Annotated in this window: 17 protein-coding genes and 3 tRNA genes; 15 read left to right on the forward strand and 5 right to left on the reverse strand. The window is 66.0% G+C overall.

What is annotated here, in order from left to right; genetic code table 11:
- Position 1: 1 nt before the first annotated feature.
- The 3 genes from ACEN9P_RS17470 to ppnP all read right to left on the reverse strand — a co-directional run bounded on the left by ACEN9P_RS17470 (position 2) and on the right by ppnP (position 2,765).
- A complete protein-coding gene (locus ACEN9P_RS17470; RefSeq protein ID WP_495619970.1) occupies positions 2 to 964 on the reverse strand; it encodes an AAA family ATPase in 963 nt (320 codons plus the stop codon).
- Positions 965 to 1,072: 108 nt separating this feature from the next.
- Positions 1,073 to 2,410: an argininosuccinate synthase gene (gene argG / locus ACEN9P_RS17475; RefSeq protein ID WP_495619971.1), complete on the reverse strand. Its 1,338-nt coding sequence runs from the start codon at positions 2,408 to 2,410 to the stop codon at positions 1,073 to 1,075.
- 28 nt (positions 2,411 to 2,438) lie between these two features.
- Entirely contained in the window at positions 2,439 to 2,765 is a 327-nt protein-coding gene (gene ppnP / locus ACEN9P_RS17480; RefSeq protein ID WP_074575699.1) for a pyrimidine/purine nucleoside phosphorylase, read from the reverse strand.
- 173 nt (positions 2,766 to 2,938) lie between these two features.
- Between ppnP and ACEN9P_RS17485 the strand changes: the two genes are divergently transcribed.
- The gene (locus tag ACEN9P_RS17485) at positions 2,939 to 3,514 is read left to right on the forward strand and encodes an RNA polymerase sigma factor (RefSeq protein WP_495619972.1); all 576 of its coding nucleotides are present in this window, start codon (positions 2,939 to 2,941) and stop codon (positions 3,512 to 3,514) included.
- Positions 3,511 to 4,284, forward strand: coding sequence for an anti-sigma factor (locus ACEN9P_RS17490; protein ID WP_495619973.1), 774 nt, complete (start codon positions 3,511 to 3,513; stop codon positions 4,282 to 4,284). Before ACEN9P_RS17485 ends, ACEN9P_RS17490 begins: the two co-directional genes overlap by 4 nt.
- 91 nt (positions 4,285 to 4,375) lie before the next feature.
- On the opposite strand, the gene ACEN9P_RS17495 is transcribed toward ACEN9P_RS17490, so the two are convergent.
- Both ACEN9P_RS17495 and ACEN9P_RS17500 read right to left on the reverse strand, forming a co-directional pair.
- Complete coding sequence (locus ACEN9P_RS17495) at positions 4,376 to 5,071, reverse strand: glycine zipper 2TM domain-containing protein (protein ID WP_477712941.1); 696 nt, start codon at positions 5,069 to 5,071, stop codon at positions 4,376 to 4,378.
- Positions 5,072 to 5,298: 227 nt separating this feature from the next.
- The gene (locus ACEN9P_RS17500) at positions 5,299 to 5,643 is read right to left on the reverse strand and encodes an ArsC family reductase (protein ID WP_495619974.1); all 345 of its coding nucleotides are present in this window, start codon (positions 5,641 to 5,643) and stop codon (positions 5,299 to 5,301) included.
- Between the two features lie 169 nt (positions 5,644 to 5,812).
- Here ACEN9P_RS17500 and pip point away from each other — a divergent pair, with 169 nt between their 5' ends.
- The 13 genes from pip (at position 5,813) to ACEN9P_RS17565 (ending at position 18,692) form a co-directional block, all read left to right on the forward strand.
- Complete coding sequence (pip, locus tag ACEN9P_RS17505) at positions 5,813 to 6,745, forward strand: prolyl aminopeptidase (RefSeq protein ID WP_495622194.1); 933 nt, start codon at positions 5,813 to 5,815, stop codon at positions 6,743 to 6,745.
- A gap of 136 nt (positions 6,746 to 6,881) precedes the next feature.
- Entirely contained in the window at positions 6,882 to 8,192 is a 1,311-nt protein-coding gene (gene folC, locus ACEN9P_RS17510) for a bifunctional tetrahydrofolate synthase/dihydrofolate synthase (RefSeq protein WP_495619975.1), read from the forward strand.
- Between the two features lie 69 nt (positions 8,193 to 8,261).
- Positions 8,262 to 9,068 carry an SPOR domain-containing protein gene (locus ACEN9P_RS17515; RefSeq protein WP_495619976.1) on the forward strand — a complete coding sequence of 269 codons (807 nt, stop codon included), beginning with the start codon at positions 8,262 to 8,264 and terminating at the stop codon, positions 9,066 to 9,068.
- Positions 9,069 to 9,074: 6 nt separating this feature from the next.
- Positions 9,075 to 9,560, forward strand: a complete 486-nt coding sequence (locus ACEN9P_RS17520) for a CvpA family protein (RefSeq protein ID WP_495619977.1) — start codon at positions 9,075 to 9,077, stop codon at positions 9,558 to 9,560.
- A 34-nt stretch (positions 9,561 to 9,594) separates the two neighbouring features.
- Positions 9,595 to 11,115 carry an amidophosphoribosyltransferase gene (purF, locus tag ACEN9P_RS17525; RefSeq protein WP_413327776.1) on the forward strand — a complete coding sequence of 507 codons (1,521 nt, stop codon included), beginning with the start codon at positions 9,595 to 9,597 and terminating at the stop codon, positions 11,113 to 11,115.
- A 2-nt stretch (positions 11,116 to 11,117) separates the two neighbouring features.
- A complete protein-coding gene (locus ACEN9P_RS17530) occupies positions 11,118 to 12,335 on the forward strand; it encodes an O-succinylhomoserine sulfhydrylase (protein WP_477660619.1) in 1,218 nt (405 codons plus the stop codon).
- An 8-nt stretch (positions 12,336 to 12,343) separates the two neighbouring features.
- Positions 12,344 to 13,738, forward strand: a complete 1,395-nt coding sequence (gltX, locus tag ACEN9P_RS17535; protein WP_477660620.1) for a glutamate--tRNA ligase — start codon at positions 12,344 to 12,346, stop codon at positions 13,736 to 13,738.
- A 78-nt stretch (positions 13,739 to 13,816) separates the two neighbouring features.
- A tRNA-Ala gene (locus tag ACEN9P_RS17540) sits at positions 13,817 to 13,892 on the forward strand.
- Positions 13,893 to 13,970: 78 nt separating this feature from the next.
- Positions 13,971 to 14,046: transfer RNA gene (locus ACEN9P_RS17545), tRNA-Glu, on the forward strand.
- A 103-nt stretch (positions 14,047 to 14,149) separates the two neighbouring features.
- Positions 14,150 to 14,226 (forward strand) — tRNA-Asp (locus tag ACEN9P_RS17550).
- Positions 14,227 to 14,465: 239 nt separating this feature from the next.
- Positions 14,466 to 15,023: a sigma-70 family RNA polymerase sigma factor gene (locus tag ACEN9P_RS17555; RefSeq protein WP_495619978.1), complete on the forward strand. Its 558-nt coding sequence runs from the start codon at positions 14,466 to 14,468 to the stop codon at positions 15,021 to 15,023.
- 81 nt (positions 15,024 to 15,104) lie between these two features.
- A complete protein-coding gene (locus ACEN9P_RS17560) occupies positions 15,105 to 16,172 on the forward strand; it encodes a FecR family protein (protein ID WP_495619979.1) in 1,068 nt (355 codons plus the stop codon).
- A gap of 123 nt (positions 16,173 to 16,295) precedes the next feature.
- Positions 16,296 to 18,692 carry a TonB-dependent siderophore receptor gene (locus ACEN9P_RS17565; protein ID WP_495619980.1) on the forward strand — a complete coding sequence of 799 codons (2,397 nt, stop codon included), beginning with the start codon at positions 16,296 to 16,298 and terminating at the stop codon, positions 18,690 to 18,692.
- Positions 18,693 to 18,754 lie beyond the last annotated feature (62 nt).

The raw sequence follows: 18,754 nt of genomic DNA on the forward strand, positions 1-18,754 counted from the left end.
CTTATTGCGGCGTTCGCAGGGAGGCCAGGATTTCCTGGATCAGCGCGGCTGGGGGCTTGGCCTGTGCGCCCTGCGTTTGCACGATGATGCGGTGCGCCAGCACAGGTACGGCCAGTTCCCGCACGATGGCCGGATCGACGTAGGCCAGGCCCCGTATGCAGCTCAGCGCGCGCGCCATGCGGGCCAGCCCCAGCGTTCCGCGCGGACTGGCGCCGAAGCGGATGCCGGGATGCTTGCGTGTGGCCGCCACGATGGCGGTGATGTACTGCGAGATCTCCGGAGAAATCAGTGTGTTTTTGGCATTGGCCACCAAGTGGGCGAATTCCACCGGCCGGCAAACTGCCGCGAGGTGGGAAATCGGATGCTCGAACTGCTGGGTGGCTATCAGGCTGGTTTCCACTTCGGGGCTGGGGTAGCCCAGCGACAGGCGAATCAGGAAGCGGTCGAGCTGTGCTTCGGGCAGCGGATAGGTGCCCGCCATGTCGATCGGGTTCTGCGTGGCCAGCACCAGGAAGGGCTCGGGCAGGCGCAGCGTCTGGCCGTCCAGGGTGATCTGCCCCTCTTCCATGCATTCCAGCAAGGCCGACTGCGCGCGCGGATTGGCGCGATTGATCTCATCGGCGAGCACCACATTGGAAAATGCCGGCCCCGGCCGCAGGGCGAAACTGCCGTCCTTGGGGTTGTAGACAGGGCCCCCGACGATATCCGAGGGCATCAGGTCGGCTGTGAACTGGATGCGGCGAAACTCCAGCCCGATGGAAATGGCCAGGGCTCTGGCGAGCATGGTCTTGCCCAGGCCCGGGACATCTTCAATCAGCAGGTGGCCGCCGGCAATGGCCGCGGCCAGCGCGAGCTCCACGCCCTGATGCTTGCCCTGCAGCACCTTCTCGATGTTCCGCACGATGCGCTGCGCAAACCGGGCGGCGTCCGGTGCCGTCCAGCGCTCGATGGTTATTTGATCCATGGTCTACTCCCTTGACGCGGCAGTGTAGCCCAGTGCCTGGCGGAACCTGCGCCGCACGCGCGCGCGAAAAAGCCGCCCTAAGGCGGCTTTGTTGCGGAGTCGTCGGGCTTATTCGCCGGTTTTCCCCAGCTGCGGGATGGCCGCGCCGGGCTCCAGCGACAGCAGGCCTGAGCGCGTGTAAATCCCCAGCTTGTCGCGGGTGTCCACGATGTCCAGATTGCGCATGGTCAGCTGTCCAATGCGGTCGGCCGGCGAGAAGGGCGCGTCCTCGACCTTTTCCATGCTCAGGCGCTCGGGTTTGTAGGTCAGGTTGCTCGAGACTGTGTTCAGGATGGAATAGTCGTTGCCGCGGCGCAGCTCCACCGTGACCTCGCCGGTGATGGCGCTGGCCACCCAGCGCTGGGCGGTTTCGCGCAGCATGATGGCCTGCGGGTCGAACCAGCGGCCCTGGTAGAGCAGGCGGCCCAGCTTGCGGCCGTTGTCGCGGTATTGTTCGATGGTGTCTTCGTTGTGGATGCCGGTGACCAGGCGCTCGTAGGCGATGAAGAGCAGCGCCAGGCCGGGGGCTTCGTAAATGCCGCGGCTCTTGGCTTCGATGATGCGGTTTTCGATCTGGTCGCTCATGCCCAGGCCGTGGCGCCCGCCTATGCGGTTGGCTTCCAGGATCAGCTCGACCATGCTGGGGAAGGTCTTGCCGTTCAGCGCCACGGGCCGGCCTTCTTCAAAGCGCACCGTGACTTCCTCGCGCTTGACCTCGACCTCGTCTTTCCAGAAGGCCACGCCCATGATGGGGTTGACGATCTTCATGCCGGTCGCGAGCTCTTCCAGGTCCTTGGCTTCGTGCGTGGCGCCCAGCATGTTGGAGTCGGTGGAATAGGCTTTTTCGGCCGACATCTTGTAGCCGAAGCCGGCCTTGGTCATAAAGGCCGACATTTCGGCGCGGCCGCCGAGTTCGTCGATAAAGAGCTGGTCCAGCCAGGGCTTGTAGATTTTCAGGCTCGGGTTGGTCAGCAGGCCGTAGCGGTAAAAGCGCTCGATGTCGTTGCCCTTGAAGGTGCTGCCGTCGCCCCAGATGTTGACGTCGTCGTCTTTCATGGCCGACACCAGCATGGTGCCGGTCACGGCACGGCCCAGGGGCGTGGTGTTGAAGTAGGTCACGCCCGCGGTGGTGATGTGGAAGGCGCCGCTTTGCAGGGCGGCAATGCCTTCGGCGGCCAGCTGGCTGCGGCAGTCGATCAGGCGGGCTTTTTCGGCGCCGTACTGCATGGCCTTGCGCGGGATTTCGTCGTAATCGGGCTCGTCGGGCTGGCCCAGGTTGGCGGTGTAGGCGTAGGGAATCGCGCCCTTGAGCTTCATCCAGTGCAAGGCGGCGCTGGTGTCGAGTCCGCCCGAAAAGGCGATGCCGACTTTCTGGCCGGCGGGGAGGTTCTGGAGTATGGTGGCCATGGGGGTTTCCTGGAAGGCGTGGGACGGATCAGCCGAAGTGGCAGATGTAGTGGTAAGCCGCTTCGCCGGCGGCGACGCGGATCTCGAACTTGGCGTTGCCGGGGACGCTGAATTTTTCACCGGCCGAGGATTTGACCCAGCTGTCGCTGCCGGCCAGCTTGTATTCGCAGGCGCCGGCCACGCATTCCATGACTTCGGGCGCGCCGGTGTTGAAGGTAAGGGTGGCCGGCAGGATCACGCCCACCGATTTTTTGCTGCCGTCGGCGAAGGTGATGCCGTGGCTCACGCATTTGCCGTCAAAGTACACATTGGCCTGAGTGCTGACGCTGACGTTGTCGATTTTTTCGGTGGGCATGAGGAGGGCTGAAAAGGTGGAAAGAGGCGAGAAAAGGCGAGGAAAGCGCCGCGCATCGCGGTCCGCCGCCAAAAACCCCTGATTTTAGGTCACGGCGGGCCTTGGGGCCTGCCGGCCTTGAATCCACCCGGCCCTCTATCGCGTACCCCCATGAATAACCCAGAATGTTGTCCATGAAAGCAGAAAGCCCGGATCTTCAATTGATTGCGCTGATAGACCGTGTGGCCGGGGCCGATGAAAAAGCCCTGCGGGAGCTCTACGACCTGAGCTCGTCCAAGCTGTACGGGGTCGCGGTGCGTGTGGTGGGCAAGCGCGAATGGGCCGAAGACGTGCTGCAGGAGGCGTTTTTGACCATCTGGCGCATTGCCGGCGACTACAAGGCCAGCCTTTCGCCGCCCATGGCCTGGCTGGGGCTGATTGTCAGAAGCCGTGGCCTGGATTTTTTGCGCCGCCGCGCTTCCGACCGGGCCGACCTGATGCAGGAGCTGGACGATGTGCTCTCCGACACCGTGGCGGGCGACTCGCCCAACCCCATGGACACCACCCAGGCCAGCGAACAGGCCTGGGCCCTGCACCAGTGCCTGGGCCGGCTGGAGCAAAAGCAGCGTGAAGTGGTGAGCCTGGCCTATTTGCGCGACCTGAGCCACAGCGAGCTGGCCGAGCAGTTAAAACTTCCTTTGGGTACCGTGAAAACATGGATACGCCGGGGACTTGAGCAACTGCGCGGCTGCATGGCGAGGTTTGCATGAACATCCAGAACAACCCCGCCCTGATGGAGCAGCTCGCGGCCAGCTATGCGCTGGGCACTTTGCGTGGCGGCGCGCGCCGTCGTTTTGAGGCGCTGGCGCGCGACAACGCCACCTTGCGCGCCGCGGCACTGGTCTGGCAAAGCCGGCTGGCTTCCGTGGCCGAACTGCAGCCGCAGGCGGCGCCCAGCCCGGCCGTCTGGACGCGCATTGAAAACCTCGTCAGGGCCGACAAGGAGGCGCGCGCCATGCAGGCCGGGCGCGGCACCGCGCCGGCGGCGGGCGGCTGGTGGGCCAGCCTGGGCTTGTGGCGCGGCGCGAGTGCCGCAGGCGCGCTGGCGGCGGTGCTGGCCGTCGTGGTCGGGCTCAACGTGAATTCGCGGCTCAGCGGGCAGGTCGGCGAGCTGTCGGCCAGATTGACGGCCACGCCGGAGATTGAGTACGTGGCCGTGCTGACCGACGACAAGGCCGCGGCCTCGCTGCTGGTGACTTTTGACCCGAAAAACAAGACGCTGGTGCTCAAGCGCGTGGGCGGCTTTCAGGAACAAGCCGACAAATCGCTGGAGCTGTGGGCCCTGCCGCCCGGTGCGGCGCCCAAATCGCTGGGTGTGCTCAATGCCGACCCGGTGGTTCGCCTGGCTGCCGTGGGTACCGACATGCGGCAGGTGCCGACACTGGCGATCACACTGGAGCCCAAGGGCGGCGTGCCGCCGGGCAGCGGGCCGACCGGGCCGGTGCTGTTCAAGGGCGCGCTCCTGGAAACGCCGAAGTAACGGTCATTTGGTCATTCCAGGCGGGCAGCAAAAAGGGGCGTTGATAACGCCCCTTTTTTGATTCAGCCGGAACCGGCGGCTCTAACGGGTTTTAGCGCCAGTGGTGGTGGCCGTAGCCCCGGCTGTAGCCGAAGTTCAGCGACAGGCCTATGGGGGCGTAATAAGGCGCGTAGTAGGGCCGGGGGTAGTAGGCCGGATAGACCACGGGCTGCACATAGGCCGGCTGCACGTAAACGGGTTCCGGCGCCGGCTGCACATAGGCCTGGGGCTGCTGGGGCGCGGACTGGAAGGTTTGCGGTGCGGGCGCCATGGCGCCGACCGGCGTCACCTGCAGGCGCACGTACTGGCCGGGGTCATTGGCCATCTGGGTGCTGTACTGCGTGCCCTGGTATTCATAGACCACGTTGTAGTGGCTGGGGCGGTTTTCGTAATAGGTCTGCGTCGTGCATTGCTGCATGTTCTGGACCTGGGTGTTGTTGCCCTCGATGCGGTCGCCGATCATGGCGCCGCCGACCAGGCCTATCACCGTGGCCACCGCACGGCCGCCGCCGTTGCCGATGGCATTGCCGGCTGCGCCGCCGGCCAGCGCGCCCATCAAGGCGCCCGCACCGGAATTGGGGCTTTGCGTGACGACCGGCTGGTTGGTGCACACCTGGCGCGGCACGGCGACCTGCTGCACCACCGGCGTGCTGGAGATCACCCGCGCCAGGATGTCCATGGCGGAGGCGGGCACGGCGGCAAGGCCTGCGGCCGCGGCGATGGTGGAAAGGACGAGTGCTTTTTTCATGTTTGAACCCCTTTTCAGCAAATCGCTGAAGTTGCGCCGCCGGAGGATGCTGCCCGTGGTGTGGGCGACGGCTCTGGCGGCTGGAACGATTTTAGTAAGTCAGAGCCGTTTTGGGGCCTGGAGTTCGGTAAATCGGCTGTAAAGCTCACCGAAGCATGTAAAGCGTGGCCAAACTGGCCCAAAAACGTGAAAAAACACCTGTTTGTGTGGCGCGCAAGGCGTGCTGGTTAAATCCGCGCCGCCCAGCCTGCGGCATCAAAACCGACCGTGATGCCCTTGCCCCAGTCCACCACGGGCCGTTTGATGACGCTGGGATTGGCCAGCATCAGGGCCTGGGCGCCGGCGCTGTCGGCCGCACCGGCTTGCGCCGCCGCGTCCAGCTTGCGCCAGGTCGTGCCTTTGCGGTTCAGCAGCGTTTCCCAGCCGGCGGCCTGGGCCCAGCGCTGGAGCTGCTCGGGCGGCACGCCCTGTTTTTTGAAATCGTGGAACTGGTATTCGACGCCGTTCTCAGCTAGCCAGGTCCTGGCTTTCTTGACCGTGTCGCAATTCGGGATGCCGTAAAGAATGATCATGCAAAGATTCTGGCAGATGCGGGAAGACGGTGCGCCAGCAGGCCCATTGCAGGGCTGGAATAATCAAACAGCGCCGGGCCGTCCGGCAACCCCTGTTTGCTCCCACCATTTCACGGATCCCTCATTCATGACCGCTGCTTCGGCCACGCCTGTTTCATCTCCCGCCGTGCTGTACCCGCCCATAGAGCCTTTTTGCACCGGCGTCCTGGAAACCGGCGACGGCCATTCCATTTACTGGGAGCTGTGCGGCAATCCCAAGGGCAAGCCGGCGGTGTTCCTGCACGGCGGCCCGGGCGCCGGCTGCTCGCCCGAGCACCGCCGCCTGTTCGACCCCGAGCGCTACTGCGTGCTGCTGTTCGACCAGCGCGGCTGCGGCCGATCGCGCCCGGCCGCCTCGCTGGACAACAACACGACCTGGCACCTGGTGGCCGACATCGAGCGGCTGCGCAGCCTGCTGGGCGTGGATCGCTGGCTGGTCTTCGGCGGTTCCTGGGGCAGCACGCTGGCGCTGGCTTATGCCGAGGCGCACCCGGCCCGGGTGTCGGAGCTCATACTGCGCGGCATCTTCGCGCTGCGGCGCGCCGAGGTGCTGTGGTACTACCAGGAGGGCGCCTCCTGGCTGTTTCCCGACCTGTGGGAGGCTTTTCTCGCGCCCATCCCCGAGGCCGAGCGCGGCGACCTGATGGCCGCCTACCGCAAACGCCTGGTCGGCAGCGACAGGGCTGCGCAACTGGCGGCCGCCCGCGCCTGGAGCCTCTGGGAAGGCCAGACCATCACGCTGCTGCCGGACCCGGCCTTCACCGCGCTGCACGGCGGCGACGATTTCGCGCTGGCGTTCGCGCGCATCGAAAACCATTATTTTGTGCATGCCGGCTGGCTGGAGGAGGGCCAGCTGATACGCGACGCGCACAAGCTGGCCGGCATTCCCGGCGTGATCGTGCAGGGCCGCTACGACGTGGCCACACCGGCCAAAACCGCCTGGGACCTGCACCGCGCCTGGCCCGAGGCGGATTTCCAGCTGGTCGCTGACGCCGGCCATGCCTTTAACGAACCTGGCATCCTGCAAAGGCTGGTCGCCGCCACAGATCGCTTCGCCAAATAAGCTCGAACACCCCCGTTGACGCTCACTGCGTGTAGCGTCCTCCCCCCTTGCAGGGGGCGGCGCCTGCGACCGGCTAAGCCGGACCGCGGCCCCTGCTAAACAAGGAAAAGGGCGGTTTGCGACAATGGGAGGCTGTATGCAAAACCTCAACACTCTCGACGACTGGCTGGCCTACTGCGAGCACCTGCACCCCGTGGGCATAGACATGGGCCTGACGCGCATCAGCGCCGTCGCCCAACGCATGGGCCTGGCCTTTGACTGCCCCATCATCACCGTGGCCGGCACCAACGGCAAGGGCTCGACCTGCGCCATGCTCGAAGCCATCCTGCTGCAGGCCGGCTACCGCACCGGCGTCTTCACCTCGCCCCACCTGGTGCATTTTGAAGAGCGCTGCCGCGTGCGCGGCGACATCGTGAAGGCGGCCGAGCTGGTCGCCCAGTTCGCACGCGTCGAGGCGGCCCGTACGCAGGGCGGTGAAGCAATCTCATTGACCTATTTTGAATTCACCACCCTGGCCATCCTGCAGCTGCTGGCCGACGCGAAACTCGATGTGGTGATCCTGGAAGTCGGCCTGGGCGGGCGGCTGGACGCCGTCAACATGCTGGACGCCGACTGCGCGGTGATCACCAGCATAGACCTGGACCATATGGAATACCTGGGCCCCGACCGCGAAAGCATAGGCCGCGAAAAAGCCGGCATCATGCGCGCCGGCAAGCCGGTCATCGTGAGCGACCCCATGCCGCCGCAAAGCATTGTTGACCACGCCGCCAAAACAGGCGCTGACTTGTGGCGCTTCGGCACCGACTTCAATTTCTCGGGCGACAAGCAGCAATGGGGCTGGGCCGGGCGTGGGCGCAGGTATGCCGGTCTGGCTTACCCGGCGCTGCGCGGCGCCAACCAGCTGGTCAATGCCTCGGGTGTGCTCGCGGCGCTGACGGCTTTGCGCGACCGCCTGCCGATAACGGCCCAGGCGGTGCGCAACGGCCTGTCCATGGTCGAGCTGCCCGGCCGCTTCCAGATCGTGCCCGGCCAGCCCACACTGGTGCTGGACGTGGCGCACAACCCGCATTCGGTGGCCGCGCTGGCCGAAAACCTCGACGCCATGGGTTTTTACCCCTGCACCCATGCGGTGTTCGGGGCCATGGCCGACAAGGACCTAGCCCCCATGCTGGCGCGTGTTTCGCCGCTGATCGACAAGTGGTATTTCACCGATTTGCCGACGCCGCGGGCCGCCACGGCGGCCGATTTGCAGGCCCGCTGGACGGCTGCCAACACCCGGCCCGACGCCACCGCCGGCAGCTACGCCTCCCCTGAAGCGGCGCTGCAGGCGGCGGTCAAGGCCGCAACCCCCGCTGATAGAATTGTCGTGTTCGGCTCGTTCTACACGGTGGGCGGCATTTTGAAGGACGGCGTGCCGCGTCTTTCGGCCCCGCACCTGGCCCCCTGAAGCGGTTTTTGGAGGGCTTTCAGCCCACGTTCACCGCTAACGTCACCCTTATCGGATTCAAGCCACACCATGCCGTTTTTCAACTTCCGCCGGGGCGGCGCCAACACTGCCCCCAATGCCGGGCCAGCCGCTCAACCGGAAAGCGTGGAAGTGATGCGCAAGCGCGCCAAGCACCGGCTGATCGGCTCGGCTGTGCTGGTGCTCATAGGCGTGGTGGGCTTTCCGCTGCTGTTTGACACCCAGCCCCGGCCCATCCCGGTCGACATCCCCATCGAAATTCCCGGCAAGGCCCCGGTCAAGCCGCTGGCCGTGCCGGCTGCGGCTACCGCCGCGGCCCCCGCGCCGGCGGCAGCGCCTGCTCCCACTCCCGCTGCGCCCGCTGAAAAGGTGGCCGCCGCCGCCAGCCTGGCGCCCAAGGAAGAAATCCTGCCATCCAAGCCCGCCGCCGCTGCGTCCGCACCGGCCGTCGCCAAGCCCGAGCCCAAACCCGAGCCCAAACCCGAGGCCAAGCCGGCGCCCAAGCCTGAGCCCAAACCGGCCGCCAAGCCCGAACCCAAGCCCGTCGCCAATGCCGACGCCGCCCGCGCCAGCGCCTTGCTCAACGGCACCACGCCGCCGGCCGCCAAACCGGCCGCCGCCGAGGCCGAAGGCCGGCTGGTGGTGCAGGTGGGCGCTTTTGCCGACGTCGCCAAGGCGCGCGAGGCGCGCCTGAAACTCGAAAAAGCCGGGCTGAAAACCTATACGCAGGTCGCGGAAACCAAGGACGGCAAGCGCATACGGGTCCGTGTGGGCCCATTTGCCACCAAGGCCGAGGCGGAAAAAGCGGCCGGAAAAATCAAGGGCCTTGATTTGCCGGCCGCCATCCTGACCTTGTAATGATCCGTGGCGGCTGTTGACTGGATTTTTGGGGGGGTGCTGGTTTTTTCCATGCTGCTGGGCGCATGGCGCGGTTTGGTGTACGAGGTCTTGTCGGTGCTGGGCTGGGTGGTGTCGTTTTTTGTGGCGCAATGGTTTGCGCCCGACCTGGCCGCCCGATTGCCCGTGCAGTCGGCCGCCGACCCGGTGCGTTATGCGGCGGCCTTTGTGCTGATCTTCATCGCCGCGGTGTTCGCGGCGGGGCTGCTGGCGTTTTTGATCAAGAAGCTGGTGGCGGCGGTCGGCCTGGCGCCCGTGGACCGTGTGCTGGGCGCCGCGTTCGGCGTGCTGCGTGGCGTGGTGTTGTTGCTGGCCGCGACCGTGGTGATCGACATGACGGCGCTGAAAACCAGCGACTGGTGGCGGGAATCGAAGGGCGCGCCGGTGCTGGCGGCCGCGCTCAAAGCCTTGAAGCCGGTGTTGCCCGAACAGTTTGCGAAATATTTAACCTAACTTTGAAGAGTCAACTCATCATGATCGGAACACCATGTGCGGGATAGTCGGCGTCGTCAGCAAAGCCCCCGTCAACCAGCTCATCTATGACGGCCTGCTGCTGCTGCAGCACCGCGGCCAGGATGCGGCGGGCATCGTCACGCAGCAGGGGCGCAAGTTCTACATGCACAAGGCCAAGGGCATGGTGCGCGACGTGTTCCGCACCCGCAACATGCGGGCGCTGCCGGGCACGGTGGGCCTGGGCCAGGTGCGCTACCCGACGGCCGGCAACGCCTACAGCGAGGACGAAGCCCAACCCTTTTATGTCAACGCGCCCTTCGGCCTGGTGCTGTCGCACAACGGCAACCTGACCAACGCGGCCGAGCTCAAGGCCGAGCTCTTCAACACCGACCACCGCCACATCAACACCGACAGCGACTCCGAAGTGCTGCTCAACGTGCTGGCGCACGAGCTCGAAAAAACCACGCGCGGCCTGCCGCTCAAGCCCGTCGACGTGTTCGCCGCGGTGCGCGGCGTGCACAAGCGCGTCAAGGGCTCCTACGCCGTCGTCGCGCTGATCGCCGGCCACGGCCTGCTGGCCTTCCGCGATCCCTTCGGCATCCGCCCGCTGTGCATAGGGCGCGGGCAGAACGAGGGCGGCGACACCGTCATGGTGGCCAGCGAATCGGTGGCACTGGAAGGCACCTCGCACCAGTTCGAGCGCGACATCGCGCCGGGCGAGGCCGTCTATGTGGACATGGAAGGCGTGGTGCATGCCGAGCAGTGCGCGCCCAATGCCAAGCTCAACCCCTGCATTTTTGAATTCGTCTACCTGGCGCGTCCCGACTCGGTGCTGGACGGCATCTCGGTCTACCAGGCCCGCCTGAACCTGGGCGAGACGCTGGCCAAGCGCGTGGTCTCCACCGTGCCGCCCAGCGAGATCGATGTGATCATCCCGATTCCCGAATCCAGCCGCCCCAGCGCCACGCAGCTGGCGCACCTGCTGGGCATTCCCTACCGCGAAGGCTTCGTCAAGAACCGCTACGTGGGCCGCACCTTCATCATGCCGGGGCAGGGCGTGCGCAAAAAATCCGTGCGCCAGAAGCTCAACGTGATCGCCAGCGAGTTCAAGGGCCGCAACGTGTTGCTGGTCGACGACTCCATCGTGCGCGGCACCACCAGCCGCGAGATCGTGCAGATGGCGCGCGACGCCGGCGCGCGCAAGGTGTATCTCGCCAGCGCTGCGCCGCCCGTGCGCTTTCCCAATGTCTACGGCATCGACATGCCCACGCCGGGCGAACTCGTGGCCCACGGCCGCAGCATTGAGGAGATCCGTGAGGTCATAGGCTGCGACGCGCTGATCTACCAGGACGTGGACGGCATGAAACGCGCCATAGGCTCGCTCAACGCCAAGCTCGACGGCTTTGACGCCTCCTGCTTCGACGGCGTCTACATCACGGGCGACGTCACGGCCGAAACCATTGCCGCGATGAACTCGCAGCGTGCTGATGCCGCCGCGGAAGAAGGCGACGTGGACGCCTCGCGCCTGGCGCTGCCCAACCCGCAAGAAGCCTGAGCATGACCAGCAAAAGAAAACTGCCCGACAACCTGCACCGCGACACGCTGGCCGTGCGCGTGGCGCTGGAGCCCAGCCAGCACGGCGAAAACTCCGAGGCGCTGTACCTGACCAGCGGCTTTGTGCAGCCCGATGCCGAGACCTCGGCGCGGCGTTTTGCCGACCCGACCGAAGGCTATACCTACGGCCGCACCTCCAACCCCACGGTCACGAGTTTTGAGCGCCGCCTCGCCGCGCTCGAAGGCACGGAAGCGGCCATAGGCGCCTCCACCGGCATGGGCGCCATCCTCATGATGTGCATGGGCCTGCTCAAGGCCGGCGACCACGTGATCTGCTCGCGCTCCATGTTCGGCTCGACCATCGCCCTGATAGGCCGTGAGTTCGGCAAGTTCGGCGTGGAAACCACCTTTGTCTCGCAGACCGACCTCAGCGAGTGGAAGGCCGCCCTGCGCCCCGGCACCAAGCTGCTGTTCGCCGAAACGCCGACGAATCCGCTGACTGAAGTGTGCGACATCCGCGCGCTGGCCGACCTGGCGCACAGCGTGGGCGCTTTGCTTGCGGTCGACAACTGCTTTTGCTCGCCCGCCCTGCAACGCCCTGTTGAATTCGGCGCCGACCTGATCATGCATTCCGGCACCAAGTACCTGGACGGCCAGGGCCGCGTGATGGCGGGCGCCCTGTGCGGCCCGTCCAAGCTCATCGTCGACGTGTTCGGCCCGATTGTGCGCACCGCCGGCATGACGCTGGCGCCCTTTAACGCCTGGGTCGTGCTCAAGGGGCTGGAGACGCTGGGCATACGCATGCAGGCCCAGAGCGCCAACGCGCTGGCCGTCGCGCAGTGGCTGGAAACCCAGCCCGCCGTCAAGCGCGTCTATTACCCGGGCCTGGCCTCGCACCCGCAGCACGCGCTGGCCATGCGCCAGCAATCGGGGCTGGGCGGCGCGGTGCTGTCCTTCGATGTGCGCGGCGACACGCCCGAAGCGGCGCGCGCCAACGCCTTCCAGGTCATCAACAGCACGCAGGTGCTCAGCATCGCCACCAACCTGGGCGACACCAAGACCATCATCAGCCACTCGGCCACCACCTCGCACGGGCGCCTCAGCGAAGAGCAGCGCCAGGCCGCCGGCATAGGCCAGGGCCTGCTGCGCGTGGCCGTCGGGCTGGACCACGTGGACGACATCAAGGCCGACCTTTCCCGCGGCCTGGACCGCATCGCATGACAGCTCCCATGACGCAAAAGACCCGCACCCGCTTCGCCCCTTCACCGACCGGCTTCATCCACCTCGGCAACATCCGCTCCGCGCTGTACCCGTGGGCCTTTGCCCGCGCCACCGGCGGCGACTTCATCCTGCGCATCGAAGACACCGACGTGGAGCGCTCCAGCCAGCAGGCCGTCGACGTGATCATCGAAGGCATGCGCTGGCTGGGCCTGAACCACGACGAGGGCCCCTTCTTCCAGATGCAGCGCATGGACCGCTACAAGGCCGTGCTCGCGCAGATGCGCGCGGACGGCCTGGTCTACCCCTGCTACATGAGCGTGGCCGAACTCGACGCCCTGCGCGAAAAGCAGATGGCCGCCAAGGAAAAACCGCGCTACGACGGCACCTGGCGTCCCGCGCCCGGCAAGACCCTGCCGCCCGTGCCCGAAGGCGTGCAGCCGGTGCTGCGCTTCATGAACCCGCAGGGCGGCAGCGTGGTCTGGGACGACAAGGTCAAGGGCCGCATCGAGATCAGCAACGACGAACTCGACGACCTGGTCATCGCGCGCCCCGACGGCACGCCGACCTACAACTTCTGCGTGGTGGTCGACGACATCGACATGGGCATGACCCATGTGATACGCGGCGACGACCACGTCAACAACACGCCGCGCCAGATCAACATCTTCAGGGCCCTGGGCAAGGAGCCGCCGGTCTACGCCCATTTGCCGACCGTGCTCAACGAGCAGGGCGAAAAACTCAGCAAGCGCAACGGCGCCAAGCCGGTCACGCAGTACGCCGCCGAAGGCTACCTGCCCGACGCCATGGTCAACTACCTGGCCCGCCTGGGCTGGAGCCACGGCGACGATGAAATCTTCAGCCGCGAGCAGTTCATTGCCTGGTTCAACCTGGACCACCTGGGCAAGAGCGCCGCGCAGTTCGACGAAGCCAAGCTGCGCTGGGTCAATGCCCAGCACCTCAAGGCCATGCCTGATGACAAGCTCGCCGAGGCGGTCGTTCCCTTTCTCGCGGCGCAGGGCGTCACGGGCCAGGACGCGGCCTGGATCGCGCGCGGCTGCGGCCTGTTCAAGGACCGCTGCAGCACGCTGGTGGAACTGGCTGGCTGGCTGCAGCGCCTGGTCACCGGCGGCCAGCCCGGCGCCGAAGACCTGGCCACGCATGTGACCGAGGCTGTGCGCCCCGCACTGGCCAAACTCGCCGACGCCCTGGGCAGCGCCGAGTGGAGCAAGGCCGCGATTTCCGCGGCCATCAAGCAGGTGCTGGCCGACACGGGCCTGAAGATGCCGCAGCTCGCCATGCCGGTGCGCGTGCTGGTGCTGGGCACGCCGCAAACCCCTTCGCTGGACGCGATTCTGGAGCTCATGAAACGCGAAGATGTGGTGTCCCGGCTCAAGCTTGTTTGAAGATTTGAAAAAGCCCGAATTTTCGGGCTATAATTCAAGGCTCGACACAATTGCAGGGCAACTTGCAATTGGCTTGAAGGGGGTATAGCTCAGCTGGGAGAGCGCTTGCATGGCATGCAAGAGGTCAGCGGTTCGATCCCGCTTACCTCCACCAAAGTTTGTCGCGAAGAATTTGAGAGTTTGTACGGTCCTTGTGTCACAGCAGGGCCCGTTCCGGAAGTTCCAAGGTTTTGACCCCATCGTCTAGAGGCCTAGGACATCACCCTTTCACGGTGAGTACCGGGGTTCGAATCCCCGTGGGGTCGCCAGCATTCATCACGCCTCCCGCGTGATGCCCAAGGCGCAAGTTGACAACCGCCGTCCCGCAAGGGCAGGCGACTTGGCTCGAAAGAGCGAATGTTGTCACTACCAGGAGTGGTAGTTCAGTTGGTTAGAATACCGGCCTGTCACGCCGGGGGTCGCGGGTTCGAGTCCCGTCCACTCCGCCAGATCCGAAAAGGGCCTGCAAGATTTCTTGCAGGCCCTTTTTCTTTGGCTGTCGCCTTGTGCATGTCCGCATGCCCGGCTGGTATCAAAGGTAACGGTGCTCCCCCAGCGTGGAGCCCGCGGCGCGATTCGGTCATAATGAGAATAATTCCCATCTACGACGCGCGCGCCTGGTCAGCCACCGCCACATCTCGTCTGCCGCTTGGAGGGGTTCGTCTTTCCCCATGGCATTGACCGACCTGTGCTTGAGCGCTATTACCAAGAACTGCTGAACTTCTGTTCCCGCACGTTGCGCAACCGCGATGCCGCGGCCGATATCGTGCAGGAGAGTTACGCGCGCGTGCTGGCGGTGCAGCATTCGGGCCAGGCCGTGCCCGAGCCGCGCGCGCTGCTCTACCGCACGGTGCGCAACCTGCAGGTCGACCAGTACCGCCGCAGCGAGGTGCGCGGCGAGGCGCTGCAGCCGGATGCCGAGGCCTCTGCGGCCGAGCTCGACAATCTCGCGGCGCCGCAGGCCTGCGAGCCCGACGCGGCCGCTTCTTCGGCGCAGGGCGTGGACGCCCTGCTGGCCACCATAGACGCTTTGCCTCTGCGCTGCCGCGAGGCTTTTATCCTGCACAAGTTCGACGGCCTGCCGCATTCTGAAGTGGCCGAGCTGATGGGCATATCGCGAAAAATGGTCGAGCAGCACATCAAGCTGGCCCTGGACGCCTGCAGGCGCTGCCGCGATGCGCTGGATGGAACGCCCGCCGCGGCCCCGCTACCGGAACTGAGAAGAAGAAAACCCGCCCGCGAATGAGCCTTTGCCAACATTCCTGTTTCCCAGGCCTAGGGTTTTGGCGGGCTCGTGCGTCTACATCCAGGAGCCGATAAGCACGCCATGAATACCCCGCCGCCAGCCCAACCGCCAGCCGCACCGTCCACAGAAACCGACGAGGCGGCGCTGGACTGGTTCGTCCGGCGTTCCGGCGGGCCATTCGATGCGGAGGACGAGGCCGGCTTCCAGGCCTGGTTTGCGGAGGACAGCGTCCACCGCGCGGCCTTCGCGCGCCACCAGGACGACTGGCGCGCGCTCGACGCATTGCCTGAGGAGGGCCTCCGCACACTGAGGCGGAACCTCGCCGACGACAAGGCAGCCGCCGCCCATGCGGCACCGCGTCGGCGCACCTGGTGGCGTGAACTCGCCGGCTGGACACCGCAAGCCGCGCTGGCCGCCGTGGCGCTCATGGTGTCCTGCGGCGGCTACCTGGCCTGGAACCTCTGGCAGCAGCAAGCGTTGTACACGCAGAGTTTCGCCACCGCGCGCGGCCAGCAGCTCGAAGTGACCTTGCCCGAGGGCAGCCGCCTGCGGCTGGACACGCTGAGCACCGCCGAGGTGGCGATTTACCGCGGGCGCCGCGAGGTCCGCCTGCCGCAGGGCCAGGCCATGTTCCAGGTCGCGGGCGATGCGGGGCGTCCCTTCGACGTGCTGGCCGGCCCTTTGCGCATCACGGTGGTCGGCACGCGCTTTTCGGTGCGCTACACGCCGGGCGTGCCGGGCCGGGCGGGCGTGCAGGTCGCCGTGGAAGAAGGGCGGGTGCGCGTGGCGCAAGCCGGGCGTTCCAGCGTGAACGAGGCGGCCGTCGAACTTGTCGCCGGCCAGCAGATCGCCAGCGACATGGCGGGGCTGCTGGGTGCAGTCTCCGCCGTTTCCGCCGCGGGCATCGCGCCCTGGCGTGAAAGCCGCGTGAGTTTTGACGACACGCCGCTGGCCCAGGCCCTGGCCGAGTTCGAGCGTTACGGCCCGGCGCACCTGAGCGTGGGGGACCCGGCCGTCGCCGCGCTGCGCGTGACCGGCACCTTCGACCCGCGCCGGCCGGGCAACTTCGCCCGCATCCTGCCGCAGGTTTTGCCGGTCCGGTTGCGCGAGCAGGGCGACGAAGCCGAGATCGTTTCCACCGGTCATTGATCCCGGCTAATCCTGGCTAATTTCGCGCCGCAAAAAAAATTGCGCACGACCTAGGGTTTCCCAAAGCCCATGCGTCTACTTGAGAAGGATTCTTATTTACCCCTTCTTCGGAGATTTGCACGCATGCCTCGTTCCCGCTTCCACCTGCCCCCTTTGGCCCTGGCTTTGGCCCTGGGCAGCACGGTGGTTTATTCCCAAGGCTCTCAAGGCACGGCCACGCCCCTGCAGATCAGCATGGCGGCGCAGCCCCTGGCCCAGGCGCTCAACACCCTGGCGCGGCAGGCCGGGCTGGAACTCATGGTGCAGCCCGCGCTGGTCGCCGGCAAGACGGCGCCCGCTGTCTCCGGCCGGCTGACGCCGCAAGAGGCGCTGGACCGCCTGCTGGCCGGCAGCGGCCTGGCGGCGGCCATAGACGGCAACGTGTTTGTCGTGAAGCCGGCTTCAGCCGCAGCGGTGGCGCCCGGCGCGCAGACCTTGCGCGTGGTGACCGTGACGGCCGGCGCCGAGCAGGAAACGGCGACCAGCGGCGGCAATGGTTATGTCGCCAAACGCAGCGCCGCGGGCTCCAAGACCGACACGCCCATCCTCGAGACGCCGCAGTCCATCTCGGTGATCACCAAACAGCAGCTCGAAGACCAGAAGCCGCGCAGCGTTCCCGAGGCGCTGAACTACTCGCCCGGCGTTTTCACCGGCCTGGTGGGTTCCTCCAACCGCTACGACTACGTGGCCCTGCGCGGCTTCAAGGACAGCAGTGTGGACAGCACCCTGCTCGACGGCCTGCGCATGCTGAGCGACCAGGGCAGCTACACCTCCATGCAGGTTGACCCCTATTTCCTCGAGCGCATCGACGTGGTGCGCGGCCCGGCCTCGGTGCTTTACGGCCGCGCCTCGCCGGGCGGCCTGGTGGCGCTGACCAGCATGACGCCGCAGTACCAGCCCTACCGCGAAGTGCAGCTCACCCTGGGCAACCGCAACCGCCGCGAAGCCGCCGTAGACCTCTCCGGCCCCATCGACAAGGACGGCGTGATGGCTTTTCGCCTGACGGCGCTGTCGCGCTCACTCGATTCGCAGTTCAACACCGTCAAGGAAGAGCGCCAGGCGCTGGCCGCGTCCCTGGCGATCAACCCCTCCACCGACACACGCCTGCTGCTGCAGGCCTACCTGCAGGACGACCCCAATGGCAGCTACCACAGCGGCGTTCCCGCCGACGCCAGCCTCAATGCGGGCCACAACGGCCAGCTGATCTCGCGCTATTTCTTTGACGGCGACCCCAGCGTCGAAAAATACCAGCGCAAGCAGAGCTTCCTTGGCTACCAGTTTGAACATGCCTTTAACGACAGCTGGAAGTTCCGCCAGAACTTCCGCCACGTGCGGGCCGACACCACGCTGCGCCAGATCTACGGCTACGGCTGGGCCGGCGCCAATGAGCTGACGCGCTATTACTCGGGCGCCAACGAATCAACCCGCGGCAACACCATCGACAACCAGCTCGAAGGCCATTACCAGACGGGCGCGCTCAAGCACACCGTGCTGGCTGGGCTGGACTACCAGAAGCGCCGCGTCAGCGGCAACTGGGAATCGGGCAGCGCGCTGCCCATCAATGTCTTCACCCCGAGCTACGGCGCCCCGGGCCTGGCCGGCGTGACCAGCGACCCGATAGACCGCAAGCTCGAACAGACCGGCCTTTACCTGCAAAACCAGACCGAGCTGGACCGCTGGCGCTTTACCCTGGGCGGCCGCATGGACTGGGCCAAGGCCTCCAACCAGTACGGCACCGGCAACCCGGCCCAGTGGAGCGGCTCCAAGTTCACCAAGCGGGCGGGCGTCGTCTACCTGTTCGACAACGGCGTCGCGCCCTATGTGGGTTATTCCGACGGCTTCAACCCCAGCTTGCGCAACGACCGGCAGGGCAACAACCTGGCGCCCGCCGAGACCAAGCAACTCGAGGTCGGCATCCGCTACCAGCCCAAGGACTCCAATACCCTGCTGTCGGCGGCGGTCTACGAGCTGTCGCAAAAAAATGTCGCCACGCGACCGGTGGGCGCCAGCTACTTCGAGCCCACCGGCAAGGTGCGCTCGCGCGGCCTGGAGCTGGAAGCCCGCTCGCAGCTGAGCCGCAGCGTGTCGATGATCGCGAGCTACAGCTACACCGACATGAAGTTCACCGAGTCCTCGGACGGCTTTACCGGCAACACGCCCTACCAGGCGCCGCGCCACATGGCCGCGCTCTGGGGCGACTGGAACTTCGCGCCGGGCTACACCGCGGGTGGGGGTGTGCGTTACGTGGGCTCCAGCTGGGTTGACAACGCCAACAGCATGAAGGTACCGCCCTACACCCTGGTGGACCTGATGCTGCGCGTCGACCTGGCCCAGCTGAACCCTTCGTTCAAGGGTGCCAACCTGCGCCTTGCCGTGAACAACCTTTTCGACAAGAGCTATGTGGCCTCCTGCCTGAGCCAGCAGTACTGCTACTGGGGCGACGCGCGCAGCGCCACCGCGACCGTGACCTACCAGTGGTAGGGCAGTGGTAAAGCACTGTTAGGAAAAGCGGCCGGTGCAGCAACCGGCCGCGGGAATTCTTT

This window comes from Polaromonas sp. Polasp52 (genome assembly GCF_059491565.1).